This window comes from Sphingobium soli (assembly GCF_020782245.1).
Lineage (GTDB): Bacteria > Pseudomonadota > Alphaproteobacteria > Sphingomonadales > Sphingomonadaceae > Sphingobium > Sphingobium soli.
Genome location: NZ_JAJGNP010000027.1, coordinates 1 through 11,868 on the forward strand (window position 1 = coordinate 1; position 11,868 = coordinate 11,868).

Genomic DNA, 11,868 nt, shown 5'->3' on the forward strand with positions numbered 1-11,868 from the left:
CTCATAACCTGAAGGTCACAGGTTCAAATCCTGTCCCCGCAACCAACATAACGGCAAAATCATCCCATCAAGCAAAAGCTTGGTGGGCTCTTTGCCGTCCCATATCCCAATCCAAAAATCATGCCAGAATCACTCAAGCGCAAATCTTGGCGTTGAATCGCGCAGTTGGATCAAGGCTTTTCCACTGCAATTCGGATCAATTTCACATTTTCTGTGCGACGCTGCCGCCAAGTTTGAGGTGAAGGCCTTGGTCCCTTTGTCCGCTCCCGCTTGCCCTGACCGCGGCCTTTCCACTCCAGTCTTTCGCCGCTTGGGTGCGCGTACGATTGAGACATCGAAACCATGGCTCTTCGGAGCAATACGCAAACCCACTAAGAGTTTGCCGCCCCTTCGCGCCCGCGCCATTGCCCGCGATCACCTGTCGCATTTGTTTTTGGAGATTAAAAATAACATAGATTACTATTTAGGGGTCGTCTGCCAACAAATAGATCTGAAAATGGTGATTTATTCGTGATCAGGAACGCACGCTGACATGAGACGTTATGGCCTTTCCTACACGGGGGCACGTAATTGATCATCATGCATCTTGCTCTTGGAGGCTGTTTGAAAGCGCCTCCTGTCAGCTACGGTATAACGCCCGATACCGGCGGTCATATAGCCTATATATTAGAGGCTGCGTCTCATCAGATTCGTAGAGATGATGTATCCAACGTCATCATTGTCACGCGCAGGTTCGATGATCGTCGGTTCGATCCGATCCATAATATCCCAACCGAAGATATCGATGAAAATCTTCACATAGTGCGGATCGGTACTGACAGGAAGCATTATGTAGAAAAGGAAGATCTTGCAGCCGAACTGCCGTCCTTTACAAAAGGATTGATAGAGTATCTTTCCAATTGTCAACGGCGCCCCGACGTCATTCATGCGCATTTTGCTGACGCAGCGCAGGTGGCCTCCGTCATTCAGAGACGTTTCGGAATAGCCTTCGTCTTTACGCCGCATTCTTTAGGTATCGACAAGCAAGCCCAAGGCGTCACCTGTGATGGCCTTGATCAGAGGATTGAAAGCGAACGTTCGGCGATTGCCGACGCCAGCGCAATCATCGTATCGACTGCCGAGGAAGCCGACCGGCAGATCGGAGCCTATTGTCAGTCCGCGAAGCGAAAAATCCATGTGGTTCCTCCGGGCGTGCCGCGCCTGCCTATGCCCGTCGATAAATCCCAGGCCAGCGTATTGCTGGAAGCCTGGTTCGAACGTCCCCGCCTTCCTATCATTCTGGCCGTATCCAGGCCGGTGACGAAGAAAAATCTGGCATCGCTGCTAACGGCCTATGCGCAGGACGCAACGCTGCAACGTCAGGCCAATCTCGTCATTCTGGCGGGCCAGCATGGTCATGCCACCGGCGAGGAGCGCGCCAATATTGACCAACTCTTCAGTCTGATCGAGGCCTGCGGCCTGGGCGGTCGGGTCGCGCTGCCCCCGGCGCATGACGCGTACGATGTGGCGGCGCTCTATGCCTATGCAGCGCAGGGTGGCGTGTTCGTCAACCCCGCGTTGCACGAGCCTTTCGGCCTTACCTTGATCGAAGCGGCGGCTTTTGGAACCCCTGTCGTGGCGACACAAAATGGCGGACCGGCGGAAATCGTGGCTGCAATTGGACATGGGGAGTTGATCGATCCACGTGACACGCGGTCGATCAGTCGCTCCATCAGAGCTATCGTCGGCAATGCCGCGCGTCATGCCGTGCTGTCGGCAAAGGCGCATGCAGGTGTCAGGCGCTATTGCTGGGATAGCTATGCCAGCGCTTCGATCGACATTTATCGCTCAGTGGCCCGGCCGCAATTGCTGGCGTGCGACATGGACAATACGCTGACCGGATGCCGGGATGCGGCAGGGGCGTTCCGCGCTTGGCGGTCCTCGTCCTCGATGCCGTTTGTCGTGGCGACTGGTCGTAGCCTCCATGCCACCAAAATGATCCTTCGTCGCTGGCAGCTTCCCGAGCCTGATGCCTATATCGTCGATGTCGGCACCCGCATCGTCTTTCCCGACGGCCATGGCGAATGGAAGGAATGCGCTGAATTTGCGGCCTATCTCGATGAAGGCTGGGACCGCGCTGCTGTAACGCGCATAATAGCGCCCCTCCGTCTCAAGGCCCAGCCACGCGTCACCGAAGGGCCGTATAAGATCAGCTTTTTCGGCACCGCCCGTGACGCTGCCAACATCCGCGAAATTCTGAGTGCACATGGCGTTGCCGCGAAAGTCATTTTTTCCCACGGCCGCCTGATCGACATATTGGCACCAAATGGCGGCAAGGCAGAGGCGATTGCAGCCTATGCCCGGAAATTCGGGCTGTCATTGTCCGATTGCGTCGCTGCCGGCGATAGCGGCAATGATGCCGATATGCTGGCCGCCTGCGGCCATGCGATTGTGGTGGGGAATGCCGCGGCCGAACTGGATGATCTTCCCGACCGCAAGGGACTGATCCGCGTCGCCAAGCATCACGCCGCCGGCGTGCTGGAAGGGCTGGCGCTGCTTGACCTTTGTGACGGGGTTGCCCCCGCCGTGGCGGCCGCCGCATGACGCGCCCGATCGGATATTTCGTCCACCATCAGGGGAGGGGCCACGCCGAGCGCTGCGCGGCGATAGCCCATGCTCTGCCGCCGTCCCGGCCCCTGACGATATTCTGCGCACGTGATGATATATTCCCGGCTTTGCCAGCCAATGTCGACATCATCACGATTCCGTCTCTCTTCGAACCGACCGGCGAGGAGGCGGCATCCATGGATTGGGTGTCGACGCCTGCAACCTTGCATTGCGCGCCTTTAGGATGGCCTGGCATCCGCTCCGCCATGCATCAGATGACGTCCTGGTTTCATCGGGCCGACCCCGCTCTCCTCATCTGCGACGTGTCCGCTGAAGTCGCACAGCTTGCCCGCATCTGCTCTGTCCCTCATGTCAAAATCCTCCAACATGGTGATCGCAGCGATCCGGGACATCGCGCCGCCTATGACGGGGCGGCAGGGTTGCTGGCGCCCTTTCATTCCGACCTCGCCCAGCCCGAATGGGACGACGCGATGCGGTCGAAGACGTTCTTCGCCGGTGGGCTGGGGGTCGATCTGCGCGTGGCGGAGCGGGAGGTCGCCCGCCAACGAATAGGCATCGATCCAGACGAGGAGCTTATCCTCATTCTTTCCGGCGGCGGTGGTGAAGGCTTCGGCCAGGCTCCGCTTGGGGTCGGCGCGCGCACATGCCCATCCGCCCGATGGATCACGATCGGAAAGGTACAGCGAGACTGGCATGCAACCGAACCGGGCAATATCGAACATCGAGGCTGGGTCGATAATGCCGATGACTATGTCGCTGCGGCGGACCTTGTCATATCCTCCACCGGCAATACCACCTGCCAGCAAATATTGGCGGCTGCCAAGCCCTGGCTTGCCATTCCCGAATGGCGCTATTTCGATGAACAACATCGCAAGGCAGACGCGCTCGCAGCGGCAGGCGTGGCGACGACCCTGCCCCATCTTCCTTCATCAGCCCATGGCTGGACGTCTGCCATCAGCGAAACCTGGACTCGTCATCGACCGGATCGTCAGCGCGCGATGATCGACGAAGCCCCCGCCCTTCATAGCGCGCAATGGCTCGAGGCGCTAGTCGATAGGCTTTGGTCGCCGCAACCCGCCCTTACTCCAGCATCATTTAAGGAGCTCCGTCCGTCATGAACAAGGTTTCCGTCATCACATTGGCGCGCGGACGGGCCGAACATCTCGTCAATGTTGTCCATGGCCTCAACCGCCAGACGATGCTGCCAACCGAACTCATTATCGGGGCGATGCAGGATGAACCCTATCATTTGCCTGAAACATCGTTCCCGGTGCGCCAGATCCATGTCGCCGGCGAGGCCCTGCCACTTGCAGCAGCGCGCAACGCCGCCGCCGCCAGCGCGACCGGAGACATATTGATATTCCTCGATATCGATTGCATTCCTTCACCCGACCTGGTTGCCGACTATGCCGGTCATGCCAGTGGTTTCGATGGCTTGCTGATGGGTGAGGTGCTGTATCTGCCACGTGCGGCCACACAGGGCGACTGGTCATGCGAAGGCTTTGAGGGGATCGCTGAAAAACATTCCGACCGGCGAGGGCCGCCTTCTCATGGCATCGAAATGTGCGCGGATTATCGCTGTTTCTGGTCATTGAACTTCGCCATGCAAGCGCGGACATTCCAGCGTTCGGGCGGCTTTGACGAACGCTATGTGGGATATGGCGGCGAAGACACTGATTATGGCAAGACGCTCAGCATGGCCGGCATCGCCATTGCCTGGGCAAAGGGCGCGCGAGCGTACCACCAATATCATCCGCACCACATGCCACCAGTACATCATGTCGAAAGCGTGGTCCGCAACGCCCAGTTGTTCGAGGCAAAATGGGGCTACAGGACGATGGGCCACTGGCTGCATGCCTTTCGCTTGATGGACCTGATAGACGATGCGCCGGGTCGTCCCATCCGAATTCTCCGTACGCCTGATCAGGACGACCTGGCCCTTACCGGCCAACAGAGCCATCAACCCTACGCAAATACGGCCACCATCCTGCGCCTGTTGGAGGCAAGGCAAAAGCAAGCCGCCCAGACGCCCACAGTCGCCACTGCGGCGGCGTGAGGATCGCTCTTCTGGCGCATGTGCGCCAGCGCATCCGCCAACCTTTTGCCGGCGGGATGGAAGCCCATGCATGGCAGCTGGCGACTGGCCTCAGCCGGCGGGGGCATGATGTCACCCTCTTTGCTTCTGGCGATAGCGATCCGGTCTTCACTATCGATCCAGTCGTCGACATGCATTATGAGGAGGTCTTTCCTTGGGCCGAGCATCGCGGATCGGCGGTGCTCGTCAACCATCTTGATGCCGCCTATGCAGCCGCCTGCGAACGGATCGCCGATGGCGCGTTCGATGTCGTGCATAATAACAGCCTGCATCGCTTTCCCCTGGAACGACGCTGGACGGATCGCACTCCCACAGTCACGTCCCTCCACGTCCCGCCCTATGACGCCCTGCATGGATTTGTGCGGCAGAGCCCGTCATCGCGCCATCGCCTGACGGTTACATCGTCCCGCCAACTCAAGGCATGGTGGCCAAACGACACCCCGTCCGAAGTGTCGGTGCTGCATAACGGAATAGACGTCGAGCAGTGGCGCTTTGGAGCAAAGGGGAACGGGACCGCGATCTGGAGCGGTCGGATTACGCCGAACAAGGGCACCCACTTTGCGGCGCTGGCTGCGAGGAAGGCGGGAATGTCGCTCATCATCTACGGAGCGATAGAGGATCCCGACTATTGGGCGGCAAAGGTGGTTCCGTTGCTGGGTGCCGATATCCGCTATGGGGGCCATCTGGATTCTGCCCGGCTGGCCAAGGAAATGGCGAAAGCGTCGATATGTCTCTTCACGCCTTGCTGGGACGAGCCGTTCGGCCTCGTCGCCGCCGAGGCGATGGCCTGCGGGCTTCCTGTCGCGGCATTCGACATGGGGGCTGCGGGCGAAGTTATCGGTGACGCGGGCAAGCTGGCAAAGCCGGGTGACGTCGATGGCTTGGCTAGGGCAATACAGGATGCCTGCCTTATCGACCGGACAATCGCCAGAAGGCGCGCGGTCGAGATGTTTTCGCAGGATGTCTGGCTCGCAAGATGCGAAGACCTGTATGCACAGCTGTGCAGCGCTTCCGTGGCCGCAGCCGCATGAACGCCACCCTCATATCCACGCATCGGGACTGTCTCCGGCAAATCTATGCCCAGCATCTTCGCTGGGGCAGCCCTTATGCGCTGGTCGATTTCCCTGATCATGCCAATGTGGGCGATAGCGCCATCTGGCTTGGAGAATTGGTCATTCTCCGTGCTATCACGGGCAGGGATCCGTCCTATGTGTCGGCATGGCATGATTTTGATCGAGACGCGTTTCTGCATTCTTGTCCCGATGGCCCGGTGCTGATCCACGGCGGGGGTAATCTTGGTGACCTCTGGTCTCACCACCAGCGGTTCAGGGAATCACTGCTGACGGCCTTTCCCGATCGGACGATCGTCCAGCTGCCGCAGTCGATCTTCTTCCGCGATGGCGGCGCGGCGGATGACTTTGCCGACATGGCGAGCCGACATCCTGATTTCACCCTTTATGTGCGCGACCGGGTTAGCCTGCGCTTTGCCCAGTCGTCGTTGAGATTGCCGGCAAGACTGGCGCCCGATTCCGCGATGATGCTGGACCTCGAACGGCAGGGCGCTGCATCCGAGCCGCTACTGGCCCTGATGCGCACGGACGCGGAGCGGGCGAAACGCGTGCCTGATTTGCCAGCCGGGGCAAAGATGGTCGACTGGCTCGTTGACGATGATGGGCTGCCCGCTGGTCGTGACGCCGCTGCCCGTGAAGGTCAGGCGCTCGCTCGGCTCAACAGAGGGGTCGTTCTGCTTTCCCAGGCGCAGCACCTCATCACCGATCGTCTTCACGGCCATATCCTCGCCCTGCTGATGGGCTTGTCCCATGAGATCCGCGACAACAGCTATGGAAAGCTGAGCGCCTATGCCAGCAGTTGGAAGACGGATCCGATGCTATCTCCAGAAGCGGCCTGACACCATGTCGGACATCAGCCTGCTCGTGTGCACGCGCAATCGCGCTGCTGCATTGTCGAATTTGCTGCGCTCGGTATCCGTTGCGATCGATCATGCCGCAGGGACGGATATAGACGTTGTCATCGTCGATAACGGATCGACCGACGATACGCCCACGATGCTGGCACGCTGGGCGCGCTGCCAGCCATTTTCCGTGCATCTAGTGGAAGAGCCCCAGGCCGGCCTTGCCCGCGCGCGCAATACCGGCCTGCGCCACTGCCGCGGCCGCGTCATTGCGATGACGGACGATGATTGCGTTCTGCACGCCGACTATTTTGATGCGCTGGCGTGCTGCTTCGCGCGCCTTGGCAAGGATGTGATTGTCGGCGGGCGGATATTGCTTGGCAATCCGCTGGATCTACCCGTGACGATCAAGATCGAAGATCATCCGATGATCCTGCACCCTGAGGCATTCCCGGGCGGTTTCGTAATGGGAGCGAATCTGGCGCTGACCGCGACCGTCGTCGATCGCGTCGGTTTCTTCGATGATCGTTTCGGGTCGGGGGCGTGCTTTCAGGCCGCCGAGGATACTGATTATCTCTTCAGAGCAGCCGGGCTGGGGTGCGACATTCGTTACGATCCGAGTTTTGCCGTCGATCATCATCATGGCAGACGTCGTGGTTCAGAGGAAAAGGCGTTGCTGGCGTCCTATAGTTTTGGCGACGGCGCGCTATACGCGAAACATTGTCTGTCCGATCGCCGCATATGGCGGGCGATAGGAGACGATGTCCGGCTATTGTCTCGCGACCTTTTTGCGCCGGTCAGACAGCATGAGGGCGTGCGCTATTTCTATGCGTTTCGATTGCGGCACAAGCTGCGCGGTGTTCTGGCCTTTGCTAAAAGCCGATGTTGCCGTCGGCGGTCGCTGGTCAGGGTAGGGTAGGGGCAGGGTTAAGCCCAAGCGCATCCTCATCAGCCGTTGCGGCGGCGAGTTCCGCGCGCGCTGCCGCGATCCGTGCGCGCGCCTCAATCAGCTTCACAGCGGCGTTCGTTGCGCTTTCCTCGCGCTGATTGACCAGGAAAAAGTCGCTCGATCCCAATTCGAACCGGCGCCGCTCTGCGCTTGCCAGCCGCTCGGCGAGCGTGCGTTCGCGTTCCGTGGTGTCGACCAACTGGTTGGCGGTCTCCACCTCTATGCCGATGGCTGTCACTTCAGCACGAATTTTTTCGGCCAGGAACCGTTGCTTGATGGACAGCTCATCGATCTTGGCCTGCGTTTCCGCGAGCTTGCCCTTTGCCTTACGGTTCTGAAGCGGCACCTTGAACGTCACGCCGACAATCACTTCCAGCGGCGTGCGGTTTGACCCGCCAAGTCCCACCGGTCCCACATCCTTGGCCACTTCGCCATTCAGGTCCAGCCTGGGCTTCATGTCATTGCGCGCCAGCGCCAGCTTGATCGTCGTCTTGTCGATTTCCTCCAGCAGGATCGCGAAATCCGGCCTGCCTTCCAGATTGAAGGCGGGGTCCACCCGCAAGGCCCCAAAGGCGCTGGCCGCGTCCGGCAGGCGCGCTTCGTCAACCACGACCGGCAAGCCTTGATCATCGCGATAATAAAGCGACAATTTTACGGCGGCCGCGCGAAAATCCTGGCGCGCCTCAACCACTAGCGCCTGACGCTTGACCAGATTGGCCTCATTCTCGGTCAGCAATATGTCGGGTTTGGCGCCCAGATCAACCTGGCGCTTAATGCCTTGCGTGCGGTCCTGCGCCAATGCCATCAGCGCCTGATAGGCCTTCAGCTTCAATCCAGCGGCGGCCCATTTCTGGTAGGCATCGATCGCGCGCGCCTGAACGCCGATGCTCGTCGCCTTGGTTTCGAACCGCGCAATGTCGATATCGTTGGCGGAAAGGCGAAATTCCGACCGGCGCGCGTCAATCAGACGGTCACGCAAGAGCGAATATAGCGCGCCGACCTTCACCTCGCCCAGCTTGTTGGTATAGGCCTTGTCTTCATAGATCGGGAAATCGCCCCGCGAAACACGATATTGGCCATAGACATAGCCGCCATTGGTCATCAACGGCTGTTCGGCCTTTCCGGCGAATTCCGTCCCGTCATAATAGCCTTCGACCCGGCTGCGCCCGTCCACCGCGAATACGGTGTCGAAGGCGCCCTGTGCTGTCAGTGCTCGGGCCTCCGCCTGCCGGTTGCGCGCCAGGGCGGCGATGATGTCGGGGGCCGATCGCGCGGACGACTGGAGCACTTCCTCCAGCGTCAACGGGTCGGCGCTGGTCGATCGGGACGATAGCTGTGCCGTGTTATGCCCGCTCTGCGCCAAGGCCGGACAGGCTGTCCCGGCAATCAGCAAAGCACCCATACCGACGCGGCATCGCATCTTCATTTCTTTTTCTTCTCGATCGAGCTTTTCTCTGCCTTGGCCTCCCCCTTCTGGGCGACCTGATCCTGGCCGAAGTTGAGAGGAAAGTCGTTAAGCTGACGCCACAATTCATAACCCACGGTGACAACATCGCCCTGAACCCAGCCTAGCGCCTTGCCGCCTTGGCGCACGAAGCGCTGCTCGGGCCACGGGGTCTTGCCAGGTCGCGGCTCGACAAGGATGCGAAACAGTCCGTCGGCGCGTGGCGTCGGATCGACCGAGCGCACCTGTCCGTCGTAGATGCCCACTGCAAAGGCTGGCCAGCCGCTGAACTGGAAGGCCGGGAACCCCTCGAACTCCAACCGGACCGGGCGGCCCTGATTGACCAAGGGAATGTCCCGCCCATCGACGTACAATTCCACAGCACGCTCGATCTTCTCCGGCGCGATCATCGCCAGCACCGTGCCAGCCGAGATGAGCGCACCACCTGCTGCGGCGTTCAGATTTTGTACCCGCCCGTCACGCGGCGCAGTGACGATCTGCGCAGACTGGCGCTGTTGGCGGACCTCGATCTGCTTTAGCTTTGCCTTGGCCTCGGCCAGCTTGGCATTGGCTTCGGCGACCTTGATCTGGGTCTGTTCATAATCCCTGCGCGCGGCCAGCCCTTCGGCAAAAAGCTGCCCTGTCCGTCCCACGTCGATCGATGCAACCGCGCGCGACTGCTCGATCGCAGCGATCTGCGCTTCCACTTCGGCCTTCTCGGCCGCAAGGCGCTCCAGGAAATTGGGGTCGACATCCACCACCTGGACGATCGGGTCGCCCGCCTGTACCAGTTGCCCGTCTCGCACGAAGAAACGATCGACCCGACCGTCAACCAGCGAGGATACCTGGCGCGGCCGGTCGTCGGGGTCGAGCGAAGTGACCTGTCCGGCGCCTTGCGCCGTCTGTTGCCAGGGCACGAACAGGATGGCGACCACCAGCAGGATGCCAAGCAGGATCAACCGTGCGATGACGACGGCTGCACGCGGGGGCTTTAAGGTCGCGAGCGATCGAAAATGCGCCAGTTGCGCCGGCTGGATGGTCATGGGCGCTGCTCCCTGTCGGCTCTGAAGCGGGCCAGCGCCGCCTGCCCGGGAAAGCGGTGCTGCGCATCCGCGCCCAGCCAATAGCAGCAGTCGAGATTGAGCGCCTCGGGCCGTTCGGTGAACAACAGGACGGTCGTGTCATGCTGGCGCAGCATGTTCAGGGTCGCGCGCAGCGGTTCGGTCGGCATCATGTCATAAAGCTGCGACAAGAGCAGAACCTTGGGTCCGCTCAGCAACGCCATGGCCAGCTTCAATTGCATGACTTCGACGATCGACAAGGGCGAGCCGGAACTGGCCAAGTGCGTGTCCAGCCCGTCTGGCAGGCTGGAAATCCGCGCGGCAAGGCCCACCAGTTCCAGCGTCCCCATAATGCGGGACCCTTCGGCGGTCCCACCGGTGGCGAGGTTAAGATATTCACGGATCGTCACATCCACGATTGTCGGACGATTGAGCACGACGACCGCCGAACGCAGCAGATACATGTCGAAACTACCCAACTCGTTGCCGCCGATCGACACCAGCCCCCGGTCAGGATTGGCGTGCCGCTTGAGCAGCAGGGCGATCTGGCTCTCGACACCTGGTTCCGCCACGATGACGGCCTGCTCGCCGCTGCCGATCGCGAAATCGAAGTGCGAGCGATCGAGCACCACGTCGCGAAATCGAAGCGATCCGTCGGGTGGAGCTTGACCGCTCAGTCCGGCGGCCTCCTGAGGAATGGCGAAAATCTGCGATAATTCTTCTGAACTCGCGACCAGATCGTAGAAAGTGTCGAGATACCAGCCAAGCTGGGAGATGCCGTAGAAGACCCCGGACAATATCAGTTCCGCCGCGACCAGCTGCCCGATCGACAGCTGCCCCGCTAAAATCAGGTTCCCGCCCAGCGCCAGCAGCGCGGCCGCCGCGAAAGCATAAACCAGGAAATAGCCAAGCGCCTGCGCGAAACTGTAGCGGAAATAATGGCGATGCGCGCGGATATAGTTGGCGGTGACCGTTTCGGAACGATCCATCGCAAAGTCTAGGTGGCGCGCCGATTTATAGAAGCCGTTCGAAGCGCCCACGCTTTCCAGCCAGTGTGCTGCCTCATGCTTGGCATGGGAAACGCCGACCGCGCCGGTGATCGCGCCATGGCGCCAGACCAGCCAAATCAGCAGACACACCCCCACCAGGATGATATTGAACGCCAGGAAAAACGGGTGGTAAAAACTGGTGACGATCAGCCCAACCGCGCCTTGCAGGATGATGGTGAAGGCGCCGATCACCAGGCTGGGTACCGCCTTCTGCACCACAACCATGTCGAAATAGCGGTTGAACAGGCTGCCGCGGCTTTCGTCGGCGAAAAAGGGGTTTTGCGCATGGACGGCACGTACCGTCACCTCGGCGACGACCCGGGCAAAGATGCGGCGCTCGAACATTGCGAGCAGATAGACGCGCAATGCGCTCAAACCTGCTACCAGCAGCATTAGGGCCAGCAGGACGCCGGAAAGAATCCACAACGGTGCGACCAATGCCGTGCGCGCCACGGAATTGATGAGCAACTGTACCGAGATCGGCGTCGCCAACGACAATAGCGTGATCGCCAAGGTATAGACGATCCCGACATTGATATAGCCTTTGTCAGGCCCGATGATTTCTGCGAGCCACGCGGCCGCCTGCCGCAGACCAAGACGCTCCCCAGCCAAATTCAACCTCTCGAGATTCCGTGGCGACCGGTCTTAGAACGACCGCAGCCCAGCGCAATAGTCAACGCTGCGCTGCAACATAATCTCACAAAGTCGAAACGCAATCAGCGGCGGACGGCCGGTGGTGCAGCACGGCGCG

At 60.3% G+C, this 11,868-nt stretch carries 10 protein-coding genes and 1 pseudogene; 8 read left to right on the forward strand and 3 right to left on the reverse strand.

The window, feature by feature from the left end:
* From LL253_RS18900 to LL253_RS18930, 8 genes and pseudogenes are all read left to right on the forward strand, one after another.
* A partial coding sequence (locus LL253_RS18900) for a hypothetical protein (protein ID WP_228228114.1) occupies positions 1-242 on the forward strand: 242 nt, incomplete at its 5' end.
* Positions 243-579: 337 nt separating this feature from the next.
* Positions 580-1,134 (forward strand): annotated as a pseudogene (locus tag LL253_RS19875) (glycosyltransferase); the annotation flags it as partial.
* Positions 1,135-1,191: 57 nt separating this feature from the next.
* On the forward strand, positions 1,192-2,583 hold the full coding sequence (locus LL253_RS18905) for an HAD-IIB family hydrolase (RefSeq protein WP_323133426.1): 1,392 nt from the start codon (positions 1,192-1,194) through the stop codon (positions 2,581-2,583).
* Complete coding sequence (locus tag LL253_RS18910; RefSeq protein WP_228228116.1) at positions 2,580-3,725, forward strand: glycosyltransferase; 1,146 nt, start codon at positions 2,580-2,582, stop codon at positions 3,723-3,725. Before LL253_RS18905 ends, LL253_RS18910 begins: the two co-directional genes overlap by 4 nt.
* Complete coding sequence (locus LL253_RS18915) at positions 3,722-4,663, forward strand: galactosyltransferase-related protein (protein WP_228228117.1); 942 nt, start codon at positions 3,722-3,724, stop codon at positions 4,661-4,663. The genes LL253_RS18910 and LL253_RS18915 overlap by 4 nt, the downstream gene beginning before the upstream one ends.
* Positions 4,660-5,733: a glycosyltransferase gene (locus LL253_RS18920; RefSeq protein ID WP_228228118.1), complete on the forward strand. Its 1,074-nt coding sequence runs from the start codon at positions 4,660-4,662 to the stop codon at positions 5,731-5,733. Before LL253_RS18915 ends, LL253_RS18920 begins: the two co-directional genes overlap by 4 nt.
* Complete coding sequence (locus LL253_RS18925) at positions 5,730-6,611, forward strand: polysaccharide pyruvyl transferase family protein (protein ID WP_228228119.1); 882 nt, start codon at positions 5,730-5,732, stop codon at positions 6,609-6,611. The genes LL253_RS18920 and LL253_RS18925 overlap by 4 nt, the downstream gene beginning before the upstream one ends.
* A gap of 4 nt (positions 6,612-6,615) precedes the next feature.
* Positions 6,616-7,533, forward strand: coding sequence for a glycosyltransferase family 2 protein (locus LL253_RS18930; protein ID WP_228228120.1), 918 nt, complete (start codon positions 6,616-6,618; stop codon positions 7,531-7,533).
* On the opposite strand, the gene LL253_RS18935 is transcribed toward LL253_RS18930, so the two are convergent.
* Genes LL253_RS18935 through LL253_RS18945 form a run of 3 tightly spaced genes read right to left on the reverse strand, consistent with a single transcriptional unit; the run spans position 7,520 to position 11,729 of the window.
* The gene (locus LL253_RS18935) at positions 7,520-8,983 is read right to left on the reverse strand and encodes a TolC family protein (protein ID WP_323133427.1); all 1,464 of its coding nucleotides are present in this window, start codon (positions 8,981-8,983) and stop codon (positions 7,520-7,522) included. The genes LL253_RS18930 and LL253_RS18935 overlap by 14 nt on opposite strands.
* Positions 8,984-8,985: 2 nt before the next feature.
* Positions 8,986-10,050, reverse strand: a complete 1,065-nt coding sequence (locus tag LL253_RS18940; protein WP_228221975.1) for an efflux RND transporter periplasmic adaptor subunit — start codon at positions 10,048-10,050, stop codon at positions 8,986-8,988.
* Complete coding sequence (locus tag LL253_RS18945) at positions 10,047-11,729, reverse strand: ATP-binding cassette domain-containing protein (protein ID WP_228228122.1); 1,683 nt, start codon at positions 11,727-11,729, stop codon at positions 10,047-10,049. The genes LL253_RS18940 and LL253_RS18945 overlap by 4 nt, the downstream gene beginning before the upstream one ends.
* Between the last annotated feature and the right edge of the window lie 139 nt (positions 11,730-11,868).

Coding starts and splice junctions, on each gene's coding strand:
- LL253_RS18910 (WP_228228116.1), top strand. CDS start 2,580: ATGACGCGCCCGATCGGATATTTCGTCCACCATCAGGGGAGGGGCCAC.
- LL253_RS18915 (WP_228228117.1), top strand. CDS start 3,722: ATGAACAAGGTTTCCGTCATCACATTGGCGCGCGGACGGGCCGAACAT.
- LL253_RS18925 (WP_228228119.1), top strand. CDS start 5,730: ATGAACGCCACCCTCATATCCACGCATCGGGACTGTCTCCGGCAAATC.
- LL253_RS18930 (WP_228228120.1), top strand. CDS start 6,616: ATGTCGGACATCAGCCTGCTCGTGTGCACGCGCAATCGCGCTGCTGCA.
- LL253_RS18935 (WP_323133427.1), bottom strand. CDS start 8,983: ATGCGATGCCGCGTCGGTATGGGTGCTTTGCTGATTGCCGGGACAGCC.
- LL253_RS18940 (WP_228221975.1), bottom strand. CDS start 10,050: ATGACCATCCAGCCGGCGCAACTGGCGCATTTTCGATCGCTCGCGACC.